The sequence below is a fragment of the Clostridioides sp. ES-W-0018-02 genome (genome assembly GCF_020658175.1).
Lineage (GTDB): Bacteria > Bacillota > Clostridia > Peptostreptococcales > Peptostreptococcaceae > Clostridioides.
The window spans coordinates 194,793-218,833 of the sequence record NZ_JACVVY010000004.1 but is presented as its reverse complement, the minus strand read 5'-3'; the positions used below and the strand labels follow the sequence as shown (position 1 = coordinate 218,833).

Annotated in this window: 23 protein-coding genes; 6 read left to right on the top strand and 17 right to left on the bottom strand. The window is 28.0% G+C overall.

Translation table 11 applies throughout. The annotated features are described in order from the left end of the window. Positions 1–16 precede the first annotated feature (16 nt). Together IC219_RS12035 and IC219_RS12030 are read right to left on the bottom strand one after the other, a co-directional pair. Entirely contained in the window at positions 17–1,600 is a 1,584-nt protein-coding gene (locus IC219_RS12035; protein WP_227831221.1) for a YifB family Mg chelatase-like AAA ATPase, read from the bottom strand. A gap of 30 nt (positions 1,601–1,630) precedes the next feature. Next, positions 1,631–1,975 carry a YraN family protein gene (locus IC219_RS12030; protein ID WP_227434181.1) on the bottom strand — a complete coding sequence of 115 codons (345 nt, stop codon included), beginning with the start codon at positions 1,973–1,975 and terminating at the stop codon, positions 1,631–1,633. Between the two features lie 184 nt (positions 1,976–2,159). On the opposite strand from IC219_RS12030, the gene IC219_RS12025 reads away from it, so the two are divergent. The 6 genes from IC219_RS12025 (at position 2,160) to IC219_RS12000 (ending at position 8,014) form a co-directional block, all read left to right on the top strand. Further along, a complete protein-coding gene (locus IC219_RS12025) occupies positions 2,160–3,323 on the top strand; it encodes a sensor histidine kinase (protein ID WP_227823649.1) in 1,164 nt (387 codons plus the stop codon). Next, complete coding sequence (locus IC219_RS12020) at positions 3,316–3,960, top strand: response regulator transcription factor (RefSeq protein ID WP_227434179.1); 645 nt, start codon at positions 3,316–3,318, stop codon at positions 3,958–3,960. Before IC219_RS12025 ends, IC219_RS12020 begins: the two co-directional genes overlap by 8 nt. Positions 3,961–4,147: 187 nt before the next feature. After that, the gene (locus tag IC219_RS12015; RefSeq protein WP_227434178.1) at positions 4,148–5,083 is read left to right on the top strand and encodes an ABC transporter ATP-binding protein; all 936 of its coding nucleotides are present in this window, start codon (positions 4,148–4,150) and stop codon (positions 5,081–5,083) included. A gap of 13 nt (positions 5,084–5,096) precedes the next feature. Continuing rightward, complete coding sequence (locus IC219_RS12010; protein WP_227482233.1) at positions 5,097–6,194, top strand: ABC transporter permease; 1,098 nt, start codon at positions 5,097–5,099, stop codon at positions 6,192–6,194. A gap of 2 nt (positions 6,195–6,196) precedes the next feature. Beyond that, entirely contained in the window at positions 6,197–7,261 is a 1,065-nt protein-coding gene (locus IC219_RS12005) for an ABC transporter permease (protein ID WP_227831222.1), read from the top strand. A 255-nt stretch (positions 7,262–7,516) separates the two neighbouring features. Continuing rightward, the gene (locus IC219_RS12000) at positions 7,517–8,014 is read left to right on the top strand and encodes a CarD family transcriptional regulator (RefSeq protein ID WP_227434175.1); all 498 of its coding nucleotides are present in this window, start codon (positions 7,517–7,519) and stop codon (positions 8,012–8,014) included. A 183-nt stretch (positions 8,015–8,197) separates the two neighbouring features. Here IC219_RS12000 and IC219_RS11995 read toward each other — a convergent pair whose 3' ends face one another. The 15 genes from IC219_RS11995 to ftsY all read right to left on the bottom strand — a co-directional run bounded on the left by IC219_RS11995 (position 8,198) and on the right by ftsY (position 24,032). Then, positions 8,198–8,446 carry a hypothetical protein gene (locus tag IC219_RS11995; protein ID WP_227434174.1) on the bottom strand — a complete coding sequence of 83 codons (249 nt, stop codon included), beginning with the start codon at positions 8,444–8,446 and terminating at the stop codon, positions 8,198–8,200. A 65-nt stretch (positions 8,447–8,511) separates the two neighbouring features. Continuing rightward, positions 8,512–9,528: an alpha-hydroxy-acid oxidizing protein gene (locus IC219_RS11990; RefSeq protein WP_227823647.1), complete on the bottom strand. Its 1,017-nt coding sequence runs from the start codon at positions 9,526–9,528 to the stop codon at positions 8,512–8,514. 57 nt (positions 9,529–9,585) lie between these two features. Continuing rightward, a complete protein-coding gene (locus IC219_RS11985; RefSeq protein WP_227434172.1) occupies positions 9,586–10,353 on the bottom strand; it encodes a ribonuclease HII in 768 nt (255 codons plus the stop codon). Positions 10,354–10,424: 71 nt separating this feature from the next. Further along, positions 10,425–12,602 carry an adenosylcobalamin-dependent ribonucleoside-diphosphate reductase gene (locus IC219_RS11980; protein ID WP_227831223.1) on the bottom strand — a complete coding sequence of 726 codons (2,178 nt, stop codon included), beginning with the start codon at positions 12,600–12,602 and terminating at the stop codon, positions 10,425–10,427. A gap of 526 nt (positions 12,603–13,128) precedes the next feature. Further along, the gene (gene brnQ / locus IC219_RS11975) at positions 13,129–14,424 is read right to left on the bottom strand and encodes a branched-chain amino acid transport system II carrier protein (RefSeq protein ID WP_227831224.1); all 1,296 of its coding nucleotides are present in this window, start codon (positions 14,422–14,424) and stop codon (positions 13,129–13,131) included. Between the two features lie 1,131 nt (positions 14,425–15,555). After that, the gene (gene brnQ / locus IC219_RS11970; protein WP_227831225.1) at positions 15,556–16,848 is read right to left on the bottom strand and encodes a branched-chain amino acid transport system II carrier protein; all 1,293 of its coding nucleotides are present in this window, start codon (positions 16,846–16,848) and stop codon (positions 15,556–15,558) included. Between the two features lie 384 nt (positions 16,849–17,232). Beyond that, positions 17,233–18,129 carry a ribosome biogenesis GTPase YlqF gene (gene ylqF / locus IC219_RS11965; RefSeq protein ID WP_227831226.1) on the bottom strand — a complete coding sequence of 299 codons (897 nt, stop codon included), beginning with the start codon at positions 18,127–18,129 and terminating at the stop codon, positions 17,233–17,235. A 317-nt stretch (positions 18,130–18,446) separates the two neighbouring features. Continuing rightward, positions 18,447–18,797, bottom strand: coding sequence for a 50S ribosomal protein L19 (rplS, locus tag IC219_RS11960; protein WP_227434167.1), 351 nt, complete (start codon positions 18,795–18,797; stop codon positions 18,447–18,449). A 188-nt stretch (positions 18,798–18,985) separates the two neighbouring features. Then, on the bottom strand, positions 18,986–19,681 hold the full coding sequence (gene trmD, locus IC219_RS11955) for a tRNA (guanosine(37)-N1)-methyltransferase TrmD (RefSeq protein ID WP_227434166.1): 696 nt from the start codon (positions 19,679–19,681) through the stop codon (positions 18,986–18,988). Positions 19,682–19,689: 8 nt separating this feature from the next. Then, the gene (gene rimM, locus IC219_RS11950; protein ID WP_227831227.1) at positions 19,690–20,205 is read right to left on the bottom strand and encodes a ribosome maturation factor RimM; all 516 of its coding nucleotides are present in this window, start codon (positions 20,203–20,205) and stop codon (positions 19,690–19,692) included. Between the two features lie 110 nt (positions 20,206–20,315). After that, the gene (locus IC219_RS11945; protein ID WP_227434164.1) at positions 20,316–20,543 is read right to left on the bottom strand and encodes a KH domain-containing protein; all 228 of its coding nucleotides are present in this window, start codon (positions 20,541–20,543) and stop codon (positions 20,316–20,318) included. A gap of 64 nt (positions 20,544–20,607) precedes the next feature. Next, positions 20,608–20,880, bottom strand: coding sequence for a 30S ribosomal protein S16 (rpsP, locus tag IC219_RS11940; protein ID WP_003419338.1), 273 nt, complete (start codon positions 20,878–20,880; stop codon positions 20,608–20,610). A 39-nt stretch (positions 20,881–20,919) separates the two neighbouring features. Continuing rightward, on the bottom strand, positions 20,920–22,272 hold the full coding sequence (ffh, locus tag IC219_RS11935; RefSeq protein ID WP_227434163.1) for a signal recognition particle protein: 1,353 nt from the start codon (positions 22,270–22,272) through the stop codon (positions 20,920–20,922). Then, a complete protein-coding gene (ylxM, locus tag IC219_RS11930) occupies positions 22,269–22,637 on the bottom strand; it encodes a YlxM family DNA-binding protein (protein ID WP_227482226.1) in 369 nt (122 codons plus the stop codon). Before ylxM ends, ffh begins: the two co-directional genes overlap by 4 nt. A 102-nt stretch (positions 22,638–22,739) precedes the next feature. Continuing rightward, positions 22,740–24,032, bottom strand: coding sequence for a signal recognition particle-docking protein FtsY (gene ftsY / locus IC219_RS11925; protein ID WP_227823642.1), 1,293 nt, complete (start codon positions 24,030–24,032; stop codon positions 22,740–22,742). Positions 24,033–24,041 lie beyond the last annotated feature (9 nt).

Genomic DNA, 24,041 nt, shown 5'->3' with positions numbered 1-24,041 from the left:
AATACACCTCAAAAACTTATTTAAAATAGCTATAATAAGCTCTTCTAAATGAAAAAGCTTCTATAATACACTGTGAATTTATCAACTCTATTCCTTCTAAATCAGCTATTGTTCTTGCCATCTTTAAAAGTTTTGTATAACTTCTACTACTTAAGTTATATTTATTAAATATTACTTTAGCCATTTTTGAAGCTTCTTTTTCTAATTTACAATATTTTAATAAATTAGAAGCCTTAATTTCACTATTATTTTTTATATTATCTTCTTTAAATCTATTTATTTGTATTTTTCTAGCATTTTCTACTCTCGTCTTTATTTTTTGAGAACTTTCTTCTTGTTTTGATGAATTTAAATCATCATATTTTACAGTATTTACTTCTACAAAAATATCAAACCTATCTAATAATGGTCCTGATATTTTATTTATGTATTTATTAATTTCATTACTCCTACATCTACACTCTGTATTTGACATATAATAACCACATGGACATGGATTCATAGCTGCAATTAGTAATACTCTACAGGGATATTTTGTACTGTACTTTACTCTAGATATATTTACATACCCATCTTCTATAGGTTGTCTCAAAGTCTCAAGTATTTTCCTATCAAATTCAGCAATTTCATCTAAAAACAAAATCCCCCTATGTGCTAGTGCTACTTCTCCAGGTCTTGCATCTGTTCCTCCACCAATTAAAGACTGCTTTGTAGTTGTATGATGAGGCGCTCTAAAAGGTCTCTTATCGATTATGCCTTTATTTTCATCTATCATACCCAATACACTATAAACCTTACTTACTTCTATCATCTCTTCTATACTTATATCTGGCAAAATTGTTATTACTCGTTTTGCAATCATTGTTTTACCTGAACCTGGAGGCCCAATCATAAGTATATTATGATTTCCAGCAGCGGCTATCTCTGCGCTTCTCTTTATAAAATAATTTCCTCTAACATCCTTAAAATCTTCATCATATTTGCTTTCTTTTGTATCATAAAACTCAGGATATTTACAATATGTATAATCCCCGTTTGTTTCTATTTCTTCATTTAAAAAAGACATTATTTTTTCTTTATCGACTTTTATTTCTCCATTTAAAAACCCTATACATTCTTTTAAACTTTTAATAGGTATTATATCAATTTCTTCTATAAATAAACTTTCTCTTATATTGTCAACTGGTATAAAAATACGCTTTATATTTTGGGTTTTTGCACCTATAATTATTGGTAATATCCCTCTTACTTTTCTTATTTTTCCATCTAGTGATAATTCTCCTATAAACATACTTTCTCTTATATAATTTTCATCTTTTTCTATTAACCCTCTTAAAAGACCTATACTTATTGATAAATCTAAAAAAGCACCTTCTTTTTTTATATCTGCTGGTGATAAATTTACAACAATTCTTGTATTTGGAAATTTATATCCACTATTGATAATAGCTGATTTAACTCTCTCTCTCGCCTCTTTAATTTCCTTACTTGGAAGACCGACAATATTAAAGCTAGGTATACCATTACTTGTATCCACCTCAACCTTTACTAGAAAACTTTCAATTCCTATTAAATTACTTGAGTTAATAATACTTAACATATAATAATCCTTTCCAAACCTTTATCTTTCTTAAAAAGCATTCATTATGTGATTTACTCTTTTTTCTGATAAATAAACTTCTACAATATCAAATCTTATGGGAATATTATGTAAATTATTTTTTGTGATATAGTATTTAGCAATCTCAACTATCTTTTTTCTCTTCTTGAAATTTACAGATTCACAAGGATAACCATACCTTAAACTAGACCTTGATTTTACTTCTACAAATACAATCTCATCATCTATCCTTACTATTATATCGACCTCTCCAATCTTTAATCTGTAGTTTTTTTCTAATAGTTTTGCGCCTTTTGACAATAAATAATTAATTGCTACTTCTTCTCCAAAATCACCTTTTTCTTTGTTATTCATTTTTTACTCCAATACATTAAATTTTTACTTTTTGATTATGGTCAGTATACGATTTAACTATTCAAATCTTTTAGATTGATTTTATTTCTATTAATATTAATAGATACTTCTATTGACTTTATTCTTTTATGATATTATCCTAGTTTTCATAAGGAAAGTTTATTTTTATGGAGGAGTCCTTTTAATGAATAGAAAAAAATTAGTTACTTTTATACGATATTTGTCCCTATTTATAGTACTTGTAAGTTCTTTAAACACTACTGAAAATATATTGTATCCAGTTATAACCATAATAATATTATTTCTAATTATAATAAATAATCAAGTCAGATTTTTTTCTTTATCAAATAATAGTAGACTTGTACTTATTTCTTATTTTTTAGAATTTGCTTTAATTTTCATATTATATAATTGTACAAAGACTTTTAATTCAGTTTACTTTGTTCCTTTAATTTTGGACATATCATTTTTTATAAATAAAAAATACAAATACATATTATTATTTTTCATTATAGTATCTTCTTTTATTATTAGTTTAGACAAAAACTTGTATCTAGCGTTGGAATCAAGTTCAATATTATTGATTATATCTATACTTTCTATATATATAGAAAGTGAAAATATATCTAAATTATACAATCAAAACCTTTATGATAAACTTAGAATTTCTAAAGATAAATTAAAAAAATCTAATTCTGATTTAGAAATTTATGCAAGTTCTATAGAAGAACTAGCCATTTTAAAAGAGAGAAACCGAATATCTAGAGAAATACATGATAGTGTTGGACATTCTCTTTCTACAACAATAATACAGCTAAGTGCTATAGAAAAGCTCTTAACTGATAAGCCAGAAGTATCTGATTTAGTACATGAACTCAGAGAATTCGTAAATGAAAGTTTTCAAGATGTTAGAAGGGCTATATCTGAGTTAAAACCTATTGAATATGAAAATTATCAAAATTTATTTAAAATTAAAGAACTAATTAAAAGCTTTATTAAGCTTACAAATATTAATGTAAGACTAACTATATCAAAAAACACTTGGAACCTATCTAGAGCTCAGTCTATAGCTTTATATAGACTTATTCAAGAATCGCTTTCCAATGCATCAAGACATGGAAAAGCAAGTAAAATCAAAATTTTTATAACATTTAATCCTTCAAATCTTATAGTTACGATTAGTGATAATGGTATAGGATGTGAAAATATAAAAAAAGGAAATGGAATTAACAGTATTAGCGAAAGAATATATGAACTAAATGGAAAAGTTGAATTTGATAATCACAATGATGGATTTACAATTAGAGCTTCTTTTCCCAAATTTTTAGGGGGTGATTTTTTTGAGTAAAATCAAAGTTCTTATAGTTGATGATGAAAAACTAATTAGGAAGGGTCTTAAGATTATATTGTCATCTTATGATGATTTGGAGATAATTGGAGATGCCTCTAATGGATATGAGGCTTTAGAATTTTGTAAGTCAAATGAGGTAGATGTTGTTCTTATGGATATTAGAATGAATATTTGTGATGGTGTTTTAGGTACAAGACTTATAAAAGAATATGATGAGTCAATAGCACTATTAATTTTAACTACATTTAATGATGATGAATATATAAAGGATGCAATGAAATTTGGAGCTTCAGGTTACCTTTTAAAAGACAGCTCTGATGAAGTGTTACATGAGGGAATACGCTCTTCATTTTTTGGCAATGTTGTACTTGACAAAAATGTAATTGAAAAAATTATGTCAGTTGAAAAAACTGTCGAACACGAACATATTTCTAATATATATAATTTAACTGAAAAAGAAATATCCATAATTAAGTTAATTGCAGATGGGCTTAGTAATAAAGAAATAAGTCAAGAATTATTTTTATCTGAGGGTACCATAAAAAATAATATAACTAATATTTTAGGTAAATTGGAACTTAGAGATAGGACTCAATTGGCTATATTTGCTTTCAAAAATAAAATTGTAATATAATATGTCAATAAAAAAGCTAAACTATAAACAAAATTTTAAAAAACTTAACTTATAATAAATATAAAACTATAAAGTGACTTAAGTCACTTTTTTTAGTGACTTATAGTAATAGAAATACACCTATTAATTCTTTATTATAATATTATAGATTTTTAAATTACACAAAAATATTTTGGGAGGGATTTTTATGGATATAGTTAAAGTAAATAATATAACAAAAAGATTTAATGATAAGTTAGCACTTGATAACATTAGCTTTTCTGTTAAAGAAGGGGAAATATTTGGACTTATTGGTCCAAATGGTGCTGGTAAATCTACACTTATAAGTATAATTACCAATCTTACTTTACCAAATAGTGGTAATATTCAAATAAATGGTATAGATTTGTCAGCAGATCCTATGAGTGCAAAATCTATAATAGGATTAGTTCCACAGGAATTAGCAATTATGGAAACACTAACTCCTTTTGATAACTTAGAATACTTTGGAGCTTTCTATGGATTGAAGGGCAAGTTACTTCAAGATAGAATCAATGAGGCCTTGGAAGTTACAGGTCTAGCTGAAGTTAAAAAGAAAAAAGTAAAAAAATTATCTGGTGGTATGCAAAGAAGATTAAATATTGGGATAGCACTTTTAAACCACCCTAAAATATTAATATTAGATGAACCAACTGTAGGTGTTGACCCTCAATCAAGAAATCACATTTTTAATTTTATAAAAGATATATCTGAAAAACAAAAAACTACTATTATATATACATCTCATTATATGGAAGAAGTTGAACATCTTTGTTCTAAAATCTTTATTATGGATGAAGGTAAAGAAGTTGCTTTTGGGGATAATAATTATCTAAAATCAATAGTATCTACAAGTACAAAATTAATTATGGAAATAAAAAATATAAATGCTCAACTTATATTTGATTTAAAAAATACTAAAGGAGTTATATCTGTTTTAGAAAATACTTCAGTAATAGCATTAGATGTAGATAAAAACTTTCTGCTAACAGATGCACTTTCTGCTGTTGATAAAAACAATTCAAAGGTAGTACGTATATCTTATGAAGAACCTAGTTTAGAAGATGTATTCTTAAATCTAACAGGTAAAAATTTAAGAGACTAATGGGGGTGATTTTATGAAATTATATATAAGTGTAAAAACTATGTTAAAAGGTCTGAAAAGTTCCTTCATGATTAGTTTGCTATATTTCTTGGCTCTTCCTTTACTTTTAGCTTGGTTCCTTGGAATGGTAACAGGAGATATGTTTCAAAATCCTATAAAAACAGAACCTATATCAATCGTTGTATATGACAAAGATAGTTCCAAGTTATCAAGTAATTTGACAAACTTTTTAAAAGATGATTTATCTTCTGTACTAAAAATAAACAAAGATGATTCTGATGCAGATTTAAAACTTACAATACCTAAGGGATACGAAAACAATATTCTAAATGAAAAATCAAATACTTTAAATATAGAAAAACTTGGAACTAATGATGACTTAGCAATACTACTTCAAAACATATTAGATACTTATCATGAAAAATTATATTTAAATAATTCTCAAAAACTAAGTTCAGAAGATTTTTCTAAGTTGTTTAATAAAAGTTCCATTGCTACTTCTATAATAAAAAGCGATATCGAACAAAACTCATATGAATACTTTGCTTTAGTTTCATTGGGATTCCTTGTAATAATTTTCATAATGAATAATATTTTGTCAAATTATATAAGTGAATCAAAAGGGCTTTCAAAAAGACTTTATTCTATGCCTATAACTAGAGTGCAGTATTTAATTTACGACTTTGTAGGTTTATGGATTTACTCATTTATATTTCTATTATTATATGTTTTATTTTTTAGAATACTAGGAATAACATTTAAAGGTAATCTTGCCATATTGACCTTACTATGTGCTTTATCATCATATTTTATGACTTCGATATCTACTTTTGTAACTAGTTTTTTTAGTAAAAAATATGGTACATTCATAGTTTATATGTTACTTTTCTTACAGACAATTTTTGGAGGTATTTTTAACATGATAAGTGAAACTTTTACTAAGTTTACTAGTTTATCTCCAACTTATTTGATAGGAGCTCTATATAGTGACTATGAAAGCTTCAATACTTTAAGTTCAATAAGTAATTTAATTGTAACATGCTTAGTTGCCTCTACAATATTGATTATATTCTCTATTGTAAAAGAAAAATATAAATGGAGGGAGATTTAATAATGATTAGATTAATTCTTGCAAATATAAAAAGATACATAAAAAATCCTTCTCTTTTAGCTAGTATGGTTATGATTCCTATTATATTAGTTGTTTCTCTTAACCTTTTTTCTAGTAAATCAGACAATCAATCTATGTACTTTTCTCCAGTAGCAGTTGTATCTAACTCTTCAGGAAAATATGAACATAAATTGATAAATAATTCAAAGTTAAAGGAAAACACATTTAGGTTAAATGAAGAAGATAAAGCTATGAACTTACTAAAAAATAATAAAGTTTCTGCAGTATTTGTTTTAGACAAAAATTTTTCAACTGATATAGATAACTTAAAAAGACCTGCTGTTAAATGTTTTAAAACTGAAAATGGTGGTGGTAGTCTTTGGGCAGAATCAGAAATAGAATCTTTTATCAATAATTCTTTAAAATCAAAAATAGATAGAAATCTGGATGAAAAATTAACTAAAACAACTATAGTTGATAGCAAACCTGATAAAAACACAAATTTATTTTTACCAGTTTTCTTAATATGTTATTTTATGTATATTAACGCAGCGCATCTTGCTTCTGACTTATTTTCATTAAAAAAATCAAATGTTTTAAGAAGGCTTATTTCTACAAAACATAAAGATATAAAAATAATTTTTAGCATACTCTTAGGTTTATTTTTTATTCAAGCAATTGTATATACTTTAATACTTGGATGCCTTACATTTGTTGGAGATTTTAAATTAACTCTAAATGTATTAATGATTGTACTAGCAAATAGTTTTGTTTCCACTGGATTTGTATTTTGTATAGCTAGAGTATTCAAAAATGAAAACTCTATAAGCCTTGTAACTACATTTTATTCTTTAATAGGTTTAGCTATATCTATATCTAGTCTGATACCATCAATGAGTGAATTATCATTTATGGCTAATCTATCAAAGCTTACACCTTTTTACTGGACTATAAACGCTATTAAAAGCAATGATAGCATTTTAATAAATGTAATCGTTCTAATACTTATTGGAATAATATTTGTAACAGCTGGAAGTTTTAAATTAAGAGATTTTGCAAAAAACTAATGATTACTAAATATAGTTAGTATATAATTTTATACAATACTAACATAATATTTCAAGATGTTAAATTATTTTATATTATATTTTTATAGTTGGCTTTATAGTTGGTTTTAACCACTTTTGATGCTAAACTTAGTATTATATATTAATATTTTTGACTTGTCAATAGTTTTATGATATAATATTAATTATTAGATAATTAAAGCATTGTACCCAAATTGCAATATCTAAAATTCAGTTTGGAGGTATAACTAACATATGTATAATATCGGTGAAAGTGTGATGTATCCAAAAGAGGGAGCCTGTTATGTAAGTGATATTGTAACCAAGGAAATAAATAAACATATGCAGAAATACTACGAATTAACTGTCATTTTCAATAGTACTCTTAAAATTTCTATTCCTGTTCTGAATGCTGACAAGATTGGTGTCCGTCCAATTATGAACGAAAATGAAATTGATAATTTTATCCAATCTATTAACAAAACAGATGCTATATGGATTTTTGATAGAAAGAAGCGGCTTAAATTATACCATGATAAATTTCATTCAGGAGATATCTTTGAGATTGTAAAACTAATTAAGATGCTTATGATACAAGATTGTTCAAAACAATTATGTAGTACAGATAAAGACTTTTTAAATAAAGCTCAGAGATTTGCTTTGTCGGAATTAGCTGCTGCTCAATGTAAATCCTATACAATCGTATTAGAAGAAATGAAAAAACATATTCTAAATCCGAAAAATAATAATTAAACCAGTCTTAAAGACTGGTTTTATTTTTTAGATTAATCATATTTACTACCATATTTTACTTTAGATTTCATAATCTAGTGTTCATAATCTAGTGTTTATAAAGCCATCTTAACTAGAATATATTTTATACAACAAAAAACCAAGTGTAAGTCAGTAATATGATTTACACTTGGTCAACAAAATCTAATCTTCCTCAAGTTCCTTTTTTTCTTCCAATAATACATTCAATTCATTTGCTTCTAAAATCTGTGCTTCTGCAATGTCAAGTAACTCTTGTTGCCATTCCACACATTTATCTTTGTAATCAAAAGGTAGCGTTCTGTCAACTATGTACTTATCGATACATTCCTCCGCACTTTTAACTATTTGCTTTCTCTCATCAATAAATTTTTCTAATTCTACTAAGGCTTCTTCATAAGCTTTTTTACTCATATAAATTCCCCCTTTGTATAATTATTCTACATTAAAATGATTTTTCCTCTTTTTTGTATAAAAATTTATTTGTATATAACTTTTCCATCAATATCTTTTATAGTTTGACATCCAGTTAATATCATAGAACCACTTAATTCTGATTGAAGTTTATTTACATAAGTTTCTACACCATCAGTTGCTCCACCAAATGAAGCTGTTACAAAAGGTCTTCCTATTAATACTGCATCTGCCCCTAGACCTATCATTTTTAATACGTCCAACCCTGTTCTAACTCCACCATCTGCAAGTATTGTAACTTTACCTTTAACAGCCTCAGCAATCTTTGGTAAAACTTCACATGCTCCTGGAGTACAGTCAAGTACTCTTCCTCCATGATTTGATACAACAATTGCATCTACACCTGCTTCAACTGCCATTAACGCATCTTCTACAGTCATTATTCCCTTTAATATAAATGGTAATTTAGTAGATTTAACTAATTCTTTTATTTGGTCAACATTTTTAGGAAGTACTGGTTTTCCATGTAGTGATAAAGTTACTAAACCACAAGCATCTATATCAACTCCAACTGCAAATGCTCCAGCTTCTTCAGCCAATCTTATTTTTTTTATAATATTTTCATTGTCCCAAGGTTTAATAAATACAATTCCAGCACCATTATACTTTTTAACTACATCTAAATTTTCCATTAAAAATGCATCTACTGCTGTATCTCCAACCATTGCATAGATACCACTATTGACACATCCTGCAACTACTGGTTCTATGTAATCTCTTTCATTTATTTTTCCACCCATATTTAAAGTAGTTCCTGTTACTGGAGCTGCAAATATAGGAGCACTCATTTTTTTTCCGAACATTTCTATAGATGTATCAGGATTTGAAACATCATGTATTACTCTCATATTTACTTTTACTTTTTCTAAACTCTTGCTATTTTCTATAAAAGAAGAACCACTTCCTTTACCTCCCATACCAGGTACTTCACCTGCACAGACAACTCCATTACAAACTTTACAAACTTTACAACTTCCATTTAAATTTTCTCTAGCATTTTTTAATAGTTCATTATAATCCATCTCTAATCCCCCATTAATTATAGTAATTTATATAATATATATTATATCATATTATGTTTATAGTATATTTTTCAAGAAGCTTTTTCTATGTATAGGAGTTATCCCATGTTTTTCAATAGCTTCATAGTGTTCTTTTGTTCCATATCCCTTATGAGATTTAAATCCATATTCTGGATATACTCTATCATATTGATACATTATACTATCCCTAGTAACTTTCGCTAATATACTTGCTGCTGCTATTGATATAGATTTTGAATCTCCTTTTATAATTGGATTTTGAACTATATCAATTCCTGGTATTGTCGCTGCATCAACAAGTAAGTAATCTGGTGTTTGTTTTAAACAATTTATTGCTTTTTTCATTGCCATATACGTGGCATTTAATATGTTAAATTCATCTATTTCTTCGTTATTTACTATCCCTATTCCATAATCTAATGCTTCTTTTTTTATTACTTCAAAAAGCTCATCTCTTTTTGCTTCACTTAGTTTCTTAGAATCATTTACGCCTTCTATTTTTGTATTTTTCTTAAACACTACAACAGAAGCTACAACAGGACCTGCAAGTGGTCCTCTTCCAGCTTCATCAATTCCTCCAATATATAAATATCCTTTACTATATCCTTCATTTTCAAACGTATTTATAGTTTCTAATCTTTCTGCTTCTTTTCTAATATTATCTAGTTTCTTAGCAAGTTTTATAGCCAAACTTTGAACAGATTTTCTTTCGTCCACTCTTAATATTTCTATATATTCCATATACTTTTCAACTTCTAAAGCCTCAATTATTTCTTTAATCTCCCTCACACTCTTGTTCTGCATGCTATCCCCTCATCTTTCACCTGTAAAAATATTCTTCTCTTAAATATATTAAAAACTCACTAACTTAGAATTTAATTGCATCCACTATATCCACATTTTAAACATATACTACATCCACCTGTATGTGCTATTCCTTCACTACCACACTCAGGGCATACAAACTTTTCATCTTCTTCAAAATTTTTACTTTTTAATTCTTTGGCTTTTTCTTCTTTATTATCTTTTTCTTCTTTATTATTTTTATGAGATTCTTTTTTGTTATTTTCTTTTTTATTATCTTCTTTTTTTTCATTTATTAAGATTCCACTCCTTTTGCATCCATCTCTAAATATTGTCACTCCCTTAAGACCAGCTTCCCATGCCTTAACATATATGTTGAAAACATCTTCAATTGTAGTTTCAAAAGGTATATTTATTGTAGATGATATAGAAGCATCAATATACTTTTGCCATACTTTTTGCATATTTATTCTTTCTTCATATCCTATATTCATAGCAGTAACAAAAAAATTTGGTAAACATTCTTCATCTGTAATGCCTTTTTTATCCATATATTCTTTAACTATTGGAGTATATACTTTATAATACACATCTTCATCATGCAAACTTTCAGTTTTTCTTATATATGAAAGATTAAATATAGGTTCTATTCCTCCACTAATACCTATCATTGTAGATATAGAACCTGTAGGAGGTATAGTTAAAAGTTGTGAGTTTCTAAGCCCATACTTTTCAACCATCTCTTTAATATCATCATTTAGGTTTTCTATAAAAAATCTAGATTTAGAAATATTTTCATATTTATACTCACTAAATGTGCCATATTCTTTAGCAATCAAAGCTGATTGTTTTACAGCTTCGTTAAGCATAGTTTTACCAATTAAATCACACAATTCTAAAGATTTATCAGAACCATATCTTATTCCCATCTTTATAAGCATGTCAGCAATACCCATTACACCTAATCCTATTTGTCTATATTTATAGACACTATCCCTTTGTTCTTGTAATGGATGTAAATTTAATCCCTCATCTAATACATCATTTAAAGCTACCACAGCTTCTCTAACACAAGATTTTAACTTATTAATATCAAAGGTAGCATGTTCCCCAAATGGTTGTATTACAAACTCTGATAAGTTTATTGAGCCAAGCAAACAGCTTCCTCCACTTGGAAGTGGCTCTTCTGCACAAGGATTTACACCTGAAAAACAAAAATACTTATCTTCACTCATAAGGTTATATGTTTTTATTTTGTCCCAAAATAATATTCCTGGTTCTGCATAATCCCAGTTATTTTTAACAAACTTATTAAACAAATCATATGCATTTACTATTTTGACTATTTTTTCTCCAGTAGTTTCAACTTCAAAAGTACAATTATACAGCTTTTTTTCCTTTACAGCTTGCATAAACTCATCTGTTACTCTTACAGAAATATTTGCTTTAGTAACCTTCTCCAAATCAGTTTTTATATCTATAAATTCCTCTATTTCTGGATGATTTACATCCATAGAAATCATAAGAGCTCCTCTTCTACCTCTTTGACCAATCAAACCTGTCGTCATGCTATAAAGTTCCATAAAAGACACTGCTCCAGTTGTATATTTTGCAGCATTATTTACTTTTGCACCTTTGGGTCTTAATTTTGAAATATCAATTCCAACCCCTCCACCATAACTAAAAGTTCTAGCAAGTTTTTTTGCAGTGTCAAAAATATCTTCTATACTGTCTTTTGGTGGCTCTATTACATAACAATTAGAATAAGTTACTTTTTTACCTTCTTTATGTAAACCTCTATTTGCTAAAATTCTACCTGCAAATAAAAATCTCTTTTGTCTTATTAACTTTGATATTCTTGGACTATTATTTGAAATTCTCTTTATCCATTCATCAAAACTTTCTCCATCGTGTCTATACTTATTTTTCCATATTGATTTTTGTAATTCATCAAACTCCCAAGCCTTATGTCTTATTTCTGAACGTCTTTCTCTATATAATATGTAGTGTTTTGCTATATCTTTTCTATTTGATTCCATAAGTAATACTTCAACTATATCTTGGATTTCTTCTACAGATAAACATTTTTCCATAGAATTATAATCATTAGCGATTTTTCTTGATATATCATATGCTAAATCTCTATCTACTCCACCTTCACTATTTATACTAGCCTTATAGACAGCATCTTCAATCTTACTTTTACTAAAAAGTTCTTTTGTCCCATCTCTTTTTATTATGTACTTCATTTTTAGACCTCCAATAAATTAGTATTACATTAATACACCTATTAGTTGTAATTCTAAACAAACTTTTTTCTATATTTGCATGTTTTCATATTAATTATCTTACACAATATATATTATACTATTTTATATTCAATATAACACGCTTTATAGTTTTCTCAATTAAGTAAATGAACTTTTTATATTCTAAATATCTTCTATTAAAAACTTAAAAATAACATAAAAAAGTATATAAAAGTGTAATTATACTCTTATATACTTTATTTTTTTATAAATTTTATCCTTATTATTCCATTATTTTCCATTGAAATTATTAATAAATTCTTTATATTTTCCATATAAATATGCTACATCCCATAAATATTATTTGTAAATATATATAACAAAATTCAACCTAACAATAATCTATCTTTAATCTACTTAATTTAATATCCATTTACATATAAAGTTTTACATATCAAAAAGGAATTGCCTCCTAAATGATTTTAATCACTTTAAGGCAATTCCTATATGTATTAATTATTCTTTATTATTGTACAGCTTTGCTGCTTTGAGATGGAATAAAGTTTCCTATTATCCCTGCTATTACAACTGGAACTACCCAGTTAAATCCTAATGAAGCTAGTGGTAAGCTATTAACTAAAGGTATATTTATACCAAAGCTTGTTGCAACTGTTAATACACTTACTAACAATGCCATATATGCAGCGCATTTAAATACATTGTCATTTTTAATTTGATTACTAAATAATGCTAGTATAACTAGAGTTATAGTTGCTGGATATACCATACTTAATATAGGAGAAGAGAATTTTATTATTGTACTTACTCCAAAGTTTGATATGATTGCACTAAATACACAAACTACTATAACTATATGCTCATATTTTAATTTTCCATCTGTAAGTGTTGAGAAATATTGACCTGCTGCTGAAGAAAGACCTATAGCTGTTGTTAAACATGCTAATGTAACTATAATAGCCAATAGAATCTTACCTGTATTTCCAAGTAATGCTGCTGTTATTGAAACTATTAAAGCTGTTTGTTGAACATCTTGTCCATATATCTTAGATACAGTTGCTCCAAGGTAACATAGTCCACCATAAACTAGTGCCATACCTATTACCGCTATAACACCTGCACTTACTGTAGCTTTCATCTTTTCTTTTTCACCTGTATAACCTTTAGCTATTACTGACATGATTATAATTGATGCAAATACACTAGCTGCCAATGCATCCATTGTTTGATATCCTTGAGTTATACCTTCTGCAAATACATTTTGTATTAAAGAAGTATCTCTTATGTCTCCTAGTGGAGATACAATACCTTTAACTATTAATACTGCTAAAGCTATAAGTAAAGCTGGAGTTAAAATTGATCCAACTATATCTACAACTTTTGATGGTCTTATTGTTAAAACCAATACTATAGCAAAGAATACTATAGAGAATATTACTGGGCTTATTCCTGAACCTATTGTAGGTAATATACCCATTTCATAAGTTGTTGCTGCTGTTCTAGGTATTGCCAAAAGTGGCCCTATACAGATTACCATTGCACATCCTAATACAACACTTAATCCTTTACCAGCTCTTGAAAACATTTTTGATGTGTCTCCATTGAACTTAGTTGCTGCTATAACTGCTAATAATGCCAAACCACCATCTGCGAAAAGGAATCCTATGAAAGCTACTAGCCAGCTACCTCCGGATAAAACTCCTAGATATGGAGGGAATATTAAGTTCCCAGCACCAAAAAACATTGCAAATAGTGCAAATCCAATTACAATTACATCTTTAAACTTGATTTGTTTCTCACCCATTTAAAGCACCCCCATTTGAATTTTACTACTTTTTATTACATTTTACCAAAAAATAAGTCCAATCTCTTCTTAAATGAAAACCTTTTGACGAGATTTTATTTAATTATACATTTTTGACTTAAACTTGTCAATTATGTTTCATAATTTATAAAATCTTCGCAATATTTAGTACAACTTTCTTAATTAAATAAAATTAACATGTATACTTTAAACATATATGCTTTTTTTATTTTTATTTAATTTTTCTTGACAAAATTAAAACTTTTAAATCATCTTAATTGTGCTACTTTTTCAATTATTCGCATTATTTACAATTTATATTGCTTTATAGACAATATTAATGTATACATCACTCTCCTTTTTGTTTTATATAATCTTTTAAGTTCAATTTAAATTTTAAATATTTTGTGTTTATTATATAATCTGAAAAAAAAGCAGTCAATATGATTTTTAATTTTTTTAATTTTCAAAATTATGATACTTAAAAAATCGTTTTCCTTTTGTCATAACTTCTATTTACGTTAATTCTTGTAGTATTTTGTATTTATTTTGCTAAATTCACTATTAATTTTACTGAATTCCAATTCTACTCTTATAGACTTTTTACTTACTAGAGTGCTTCCAAAGCATTTTTTCTGAAAATTTTTTATTATGATTTGTTGATTTATTTTTCTTCATAGAAACTATATTGTAAGTTCCAACTTGTTAAAACTTTGCAGTTGCTAGTATTCATCTTAGTTTACTTATTTTTTAGAATTTACTAAATAATCTTAATATAATTCAATTAAAAAACAATTTAGTAATTTACATAAGTTATTTATATGTTCAAATGCCTTAAATTTTATTTTATTATTTTATTATTGTCACAATTTTATTTATATAATATTTTTGTAAAAGTCAACTAATACACATATCTGAACTTCTAATATTCCTTTAAATAGCTTTTATAAATACTCATTATTGTTAAAAAATAAACATTATTTTTTTTTAATACTTCTAGCTAATTTTACTATATCAAATGCAAATAATTAGTATGTACTCAAAAATAAAAAGAGTTATCTATATAAATAGTTTCATTTATTATAGATAACTCTTTTATTTTCAAATGCTTATATTTCAATTAAATAAGTTTTAATTTGTACCAAGTGTATTAGATTGACTCTTTGATGGTATAAAATTACCAATTATTCCAGCTATTATAACTGGAACTACCCAGTTAAATCCTAATGAATGAAGGGGCAAAGAATTTACTACTGGAACGCTTACTCCATAACTAGATATAACTGTTAATATACTTACAAGCAATGACATATATACTGCTCCTTTGTATACATTATCATTCTTAATTTTTTCATTAAAGAAAGCCAATATTATTAAAACAATTGATGGTGGATAAACTATACTTAGTATAGGAGATGCTATCTTTATTATAGTTCCAACACCAAAAGATGCTACTACTGCACTAAATACAGATACGGCTAATACTATTTTTTCGTAACTTAACTTACCTTTTGTAAGTCTAGAAAAATATTGCCCTGTTGCAGATGTAAGACCTATAGATGTAGTTAAACATGCTAGAGATACTACTACTGCTAAAATCGCTTTCCCAACATTTCCAAGCAATCCTTGTGTTATATTTACTATTACTTGTGATTGTACTGCATCTGTTCCATACATTGTTGATACAGTTGCACCAAGGAAACATAATCCACCATAAACTAGTGCCAATCCTCCACAAGCAAGAACACCTGCTTTACCAATCATCTTTAACTTTTCACTAATACTAGTATATCCTTTTTCATTTAGAGATACTATCAGTACTGATGCAAGAGCTATTGCTGCAAATGCATCCATTGTCTGGTAACCTTGACCAATACCTTCTGCAAATACATTAGGTATCATAGGTTTATCTATTACCTCTCCAAGAGGAGATATAACACCTTTTATAATTATAAATGCTAAAGCTATTAGAAGAGCTGGAGTTAAAAATTGTCCAACTATATCTACGACCTTAGATGGTCTTATTGTTAATACATATGATATCGCAAAATAAACTATACAGAATAATAACACTGGAATTGAACTTCCAAATAAAGGCATTATACCCATCTCATAAGTTGTTGCGCCTGTTCTTGGTATAGCTAAGAATGGTCCTATACATAAAATATCTACACAACCTATAAGAATTCCCAATTTCATACCACATCTTTTAAACATTTCTACTACGTTTCCATCGAATTTAGCTGTAGCCATTACTGCTAGAAGTGCCAAACCAGCATCGGCAAATGTAAATCCTAAGAAGGCAATTAACCATTCTGGACCTGTAATTATTCCCAAGTATGGCGGAAATATTAAGTTACCTGCTCCAAAGAACATTGCGAATAATGCAAATCCAAATACTATTACATCTTTGGTCTTACCCATTATAAAATCCCCCTTTTTAACCTTATTAAATTAACAAAATTTCTCAATTGTTCACGTTTGCATAAATAAATTAACTAAAACAATAAGAATCTATTATTAAATTAATAAAATTAAATAAATTTTTAATATATTGTATTTATTTGTGCTTATTATATATTATATGAAACAAGCACGTCAATATGCCAAAATTGCAAATTATCATACTGATTTTAATTTTCAAAAAATTAGGTATATTTGTCTTAAATTAATATTTTTGAAAGTTTTATAATCTAATTTATACTTTCATGTGACAATTTTTGTCTATATTTCAGAAAAGAAAAAAAACCTTTTAAAAAAAGGTTTTTTTTTACTTATAATATTAATTTTTTAACCCAGCTTTAAAATCTATCTTTTAACACTCTCTGGTACTTCTAGTGTTATATTGCCTATCTTTCCATCTCTAAACTCATTTAAGACAGTTACAGCTATGCGTGTATAATCAAGTTCTTTCCCACCTGTTATGAATCCTCTTTTATGACCAATCATATACATTGTTTCAATTGGAGTTTCTCCTAAAGAATCTAATTTATATCTAGCTTTCAACTTTTCTGGCTCTATTATCATAAGTTTTTCTATAAGTCTTAAAGCTAAGGTCTCAACGTCTAAAATTTCATCTTTTATAGCTCTACTAAATGCTAAGTTTAAAGCAACTTCTTGGTCTTCAAACTTTGGCCAAAGTATTCCAGGTGTATCTAAAAGTTCAAGATTTCCCTTTAATCTAACCCATTGCTTACCTTTAGTTACTCCTGGTTTATCTCCTGTTTGAGTGCTTTTTCTACCTGTTAATTTGTTTATAAGAGATGATTTTCCTACATTTGGTACACCAACTATCATTATTCTTATAGCTCTTTCTTTTCTTCCTTTATCTTTTAAAGAACTCATTTTTTCTCTAGTTACATTCTTACATTCTTCTACTATCTTATTTACACCTACACCTTTTAATGTATCTACTGGTATAGCTTTTATGTTATTCTTTTTGTAGTACTCAATCCATTGATTTAACTTATCTCTATCTGCCATATCACTTTTATTTAATACAACTACCCTAGGCTTATCTCCTACAAGCATATCTATATCTGGATTTTTGCTACTAAATGGTATTCTAGCATCTAAAAGTTCAACCACTACATCAATTAGTTTTAAGTTATTTTTTACTAATTCTTTGGTTTTCTTCATATGGCCTGGATACCAGTTTATATGTAGATTATTATCCATAAGATACTCTTCATATTCATTTGACATGTATATCACTCCTTTAAAATAGTATGTTATTGTTACCTAATTTTACTAAAAAATATATCTACTTAAAACCTTACATTGTCACCCTTTTAACATCATACTTTACATAATATTATCTTCTTATTTTTAGTATTATTTCAAAATATAATCCAATATTTATTGATTTTATTTTCAATTTTAAAATTCCTAAATCTATCAATAAATAGTATATTTTCAACAAATAATCATATCTGCTTACAATTTAATTATTTGTTATGATTTCAGTTAAAATAGAAAGAGGACTGATAAATCAGCCCCCCATTTATAAGTAAAGTTTTTAATTATCTATTTCTAGCTTCTTTTATCTTAGCAGCTTTACCTACTCTACCTCTTAAGTAGTTTAGTTTAGCTCTTCTTACTTTACCTTTTCTAGTTACTTCTATTTTTTCTATTTTTGGAGAGTGAACTGGGAAAGTTCTTTCTACACCAACATTGAAAGACATTTTTCTAACTGTAAAAGTCTCTCTTGCTCCTCCACCTTGTCTCTTTAATACTACACCTTCGAATATTTGTATTCTTTCTCTTTTACCTTCTATAATTCTAACGTGTACTTTAACTGTGTCCCCAGGTCCAAAATTAGGAACTTCATTTTTTAATTGTTCTTGCTCAATTGCTCTTAACATTTCATTCATCTTTCTTCCTCCTAAATATCATAGACGTTCTTAACTACCCGACCAGTGTAAACAGAGGAACGCCCGTATTTCCAACATTTTATATTATACTATACTTCTATAGTTATTACAAGCATTTTTATATTTTTAATTCCATTTATAGCCACTTTATTGTATACATGTATATTAAATTTTTATTGTATATGTTTTTATTTTTCTTGAGATTTTTTATATAAGTCTAATCGTCTTTCCTTAGTTATTCTTATAGATTCTTCTCGTCTCCACTCATCTATCTTTTTATGATTTCCTGATAAAAGCACTTCTGGTACTTTTAACTCTTCAAACTCTCTAGGTCTTGTGTAATGAGGATACTCCAATAGATTATCTTTAAATGACTCCTCTTCAAATGATTCGTCCTGATTTAATACTCCTGGAATTAATCTTGATATAGAATCTATCATTATAAGTGCAGGCAGTTCTCCTCCAGTTAGTACATAATCTCCAATTGAAATTTCATCAGTTACTATTAAATCAATAATTCTCTCATCTATTCCTTCATAGTGACCACATAGAAGTATTATATCCTCTTGGATAGACATCTCTTTGACTATAGATTGATTGTATACTTTACCTTTGGGAGTTAAATAAATTACTCTTGGATTGTTTATATTATGAGTTTTTATTATATGCTTATATGTGTCATATATAGGTTGAGGAGTCATCACCATACCAGCTCCTCCTCCAAATGGATAATCATCTACTTTTTTATGTTTATTATTAGAAAAATCTCTTATATTATATATATGCACATCAATTATGCCTTTTTCAACTGCTCTTTTCATTATACTTTCATTCATGTATGAATTAAATATTTCTGGAAAAAGCGTCATTATATGAAATCTCATATTACCACCTAATCTATCATACCCTTAATAGGGTCTATAATCATTTTTCTTTCATCCATATCTATAGTAGGTACAAATTTTTTTATAGCTGGTATCATAAATTCTTTATCTTCTTCACCTTTTATTACATAGACATCATTTGCAGAATATTGAAGTACATCCTCTAAGACTCCTACATACTTTCCTTCTATAGTTAAAACTACCAAACCAATCATGTCTGCTATAAAAAACTCGCCTTCTTCAAGGTCTCTACTCTCTTCTCTAGACACATACATAAATTTATTTTTTAGCTTTTCTGCTTTTTCTATAGTGTCTATATCTTTTATCTTCATTATAACCATAGAACCTTTATATCTTACATTTTCTACAGTCCACTTGTTGTTTAAATCTTTTCCTAAATAAAAATCTTTCAATTCATCAAATCTATCTATATCATCAGTAAGTGGATAAACTCTTACCTCACCTTTTAGACCTTGTGTGTTTACTATTTGCCCTACCTTAAAATGAGTTAATTTTTCTTTCATGTTATCACCTTCTCAAAAAAATTTAATCTTATGTTACCATATCATCATAAATTCTCAAAACTGTACACAGTTATACAAAAAGGACTAGGCACTATACCTAATCCTCCTCTTTACACTATCTCAAGAGAAACTTTTATGTTTTCTCTATTTGCAACAGATCTTACGACAGTTCTTATAGCTTTAGCTATTCTTCCCTGCTTCCCAATAACCTTACCCATGTCATCTTGAGCAACTGTAAGCTTTAAGACGATACCGTCATTGTCTTTAAATTCCTCAACAACAACTGAGTCAGGATTATCAACTAGAGCCTTAGCTATATCTACAACTAGCTCTTTCATATATTTCATCTCCTAAAGTAACCTCAACAATAAGTATTTACTTATACTAATTGCTAAGAGAAAATTATTTTGCTTGTTTAGAAGCTTCGAATTTTTCTATTACTCCATTTTTTACAAGTAATTTTTTAACTACTTCTGTTGGTTGAGCACCAGTAGCTAACCATTTTATTGCTTTTTCATCATTTATTCTTACTTGTTTAGGTTCAGAAATTGGATTATAGTATCCTATTTCTTCTATGAATTTTCCATCTCTTGGAGCTCTTGAATCAGCTACTACTATTCTGTAGAAAGGTTTTTTATTAGCGCCCATTCTTTTTAATCTTATTTTAACTGCCATTACAGTCACCTCCGAATAATTTTTACTATTTTTTATATTTTATTTAAAAAAAGGTAAACCGCCTAAGCCGCCCCTTTTCTTCATACTTTTTTGTGAACCAGCAAACATCTTCATCATTTTTTTCATTTCATTAAGTTGTTTTATAAGTCTATTTACATCTTGAACAGTAGTTCCACTACCTCTAGCTATTCTTTTTTTCCTAGAAGCATTTAATATTCCTGGGTTACGTCTCTCATATGTAGTCATTGACTGAATTATGGCTTTAGTTCTATTCATTTCTTTACCATTCAAGTCTACATCTCCAAGTTGGTCTTTTATATTTCCCATACCAGGCATCATACCAAGTATCTTGTCTAGAGGTCCCATATTTTGTATTTGTTCCATTTGTTGTAAAAAATCTTCAAAATCTAGTTCTTGTTTTTTGATTTTTTGTTCTAATTCCTTAGCTTTTTCTAAGTCCATACTTTCTTGTGCTTTTTCTATTAGGCTTAATACATCTCCCATACCTAATATCCTTGATGCCATTCTGTCTGGGTGGAAAGGTTCTATATCATCTAGTTTCTCTCCCATACCCATAAACTTTATAGGTTTTTGTGTTACTGCTCTTATTGAAAGTGCAGCTCCACCTCTAGTATCTCCATCTAATTTAGTTAATACTACTCCATCAACACCAAGTGCTTCATTGAAGCTTTCTGCAACATTTACTGCATCTTGCCCTGTCATAGAGTCTACAACTAAAAGTATTTCATGTGGCTTAACTTCTGACTTAATTGACTTTAACTCATCCATAAGCACTTCATCTATATGAAGTCTACCAGCAGTATCTATAATAACCAAATCGTTAGCATTTTTAATTGCATGACTTAAACCTGCCTTGGCAATATTTACTGGACTTTCTTTATCTCCCATATTGAATACAGGTATATCCAATTTTTCACCAACAACTTGAAGTTGCTTTATAGCTGCTGGTCTATAAATATCACAAGCCACCAATAGAGGCTTCTTGCCTTGCTTTTTAAAATATCCTCCAAGTTTTCCTGCTGTCGTAGTTTTACCTGCACCTTGCAATCCAACCATCATTAAGATTGTAGGAGGTTTTGAGGAAATCATTACTTTACTTTGTACATCCCCCATTAAACTTGTAAGTTCTTCATTTACAATTTTTATTACATGTTGAGCTGGTGTCAAACTTTGCATAACCTCTTGTCCAACACATCTCTCTTGAACTTTTTTTATAAAATCTTTAACTACTTTAAAGTTAACATCTGCTTCAAGAAGAGCAAGTTTAACTTCTCTCATAGCATTTTTTACATCTGCTTCTGTAAGTTTTCCTTTTGACTTTAACTTACTGAATGCCCCTTGTAGTTTATCCGACAATCCTTCAAATATCATTTTATCATCTCCCTACATACATCTTCTATATTTTCTAGCTTAGGGATTAAATTAGCACAATCTCTATTGTGCAATAAATCTTCTTTAATGTCAATAATTTTATTTCTTATAAATTTAATATTTTTTTCCTGTTCTTGAAGCTTAGATACTAAATGTAGCTTTTCTTCATAATCTCTTAGTATCTTTTCTGAACGTTTCAATGTATCATATACACCTTGTCTTGATACACTTAAATTCTCACTGATTTCACCTAAAGAGTAATCCTCTTCATAGTATAGAGCTACTATCTCTTTTTGCTTATCAGTTAGTAATTCTTTATACTGTTCAAATAACAATCCAATTTCGACCATTTTTTCTATATTCATATCTTACACTTCCTAGCAGTATACTGTAAAGGTTATTTACTTTACACTATTGTATTTTATATCATATAAACACTCTTGTCAACCATTATTTTTAAAAGAATGCTAGTTACCAAATAATGCATCTGAAAATGATTTTGCATCAAAATCCTGTAAGTCTTCTACTCTTTCTCCAACTCCAATAAGTTTTACAGGTACATCTACTTCTGACTTTACTGCAAGCACTACTCCACCTTTTGCTGTTCCATCAAGTTTTGTAAGTACTATACCTGTTATATCTGCAACTTCTTTAAATGTTTTAGCTTGAACAACTGCATTTTGACCTGTTGTGGCATCTACCACAAGAAGTACCTCACGCTTTGCTTCTGGAAATTCTCTATCTACTATTTTAAATACTTTTCCAAGTTCATTCATAAGATTAGCTTTGTTGTGTAACCTTCCAGCTGTATCACATATCAATAAATCTGTCTTTCTAGCTTTTGCTGCCTTTATGGCATCAAACACTACTGCTCCTGGATCTGCTCCTTCTTGATGCTTTATTATGTCTACATTAGTTCTATTTGCCCAGATTTCTAATTGCTCTGTTGCTGCTGCTCTAAATGTATCTGCTGCTGCTAATAAAACTTTTTTCCCATCTTTTTTATATCTATTTGCCAATTTTCCTATTGTAGTAGTTTTGCCCACTCCATTTACACCTACCATTAGAATTATACATGGAGCTGGTTCTATGTCTAATGTAGAGTTTTCATTTGTAAGGATATCTTCAACTATAGATTTAAGTTCTTCTCTTACCTTTATTGGTTCAGTAATTCCCTTTTGCTTTATCTTATCTCTTAGTTTCTCAATTATGTCCATAGTTGTATTTACACCAACATCTGCTGTTATTAAAATTTCCTCTAAATCCTCAAGCAATTCTTCATCTATTTTTGTATATGATTTTAAAACCTCATCTATTCTATCAGTTATTCCTTGTTTTGCCTTTGTTAATCCTTGTTTTAATCTTTCAAACAAATTAACTTTCTTTTCTTCATATTTCTCTTCTTTATTTTCATAATCTTCATGTTCAGTTTCTTCATCATTATTATCATTGTTTAATGCTTCTATTTCACTATCTAGAGAATCATTATTTATTATCTCTTCTACATCTTGTTCATTAGTATCTATCTTATCTTCTATCTCTCTATCTTCTTCAGCACTTTCATCAACAACTTCTTCTTCAGTTTTTTCTGGAATATCTTCTACTTTATCTACAACTTCCTCCTCAAACCCTGAAAAAATTGTTTCTTCTACATTTTCTAAGTTGTCAGCACCAGTTTCTATTTCTTCTTCTGAGCCAACATCTTTTTTTTCTAATTCCTTATCCTTGTCTTTGCCAAAACCAAATAATTTTTTTAACACTATTCTTCC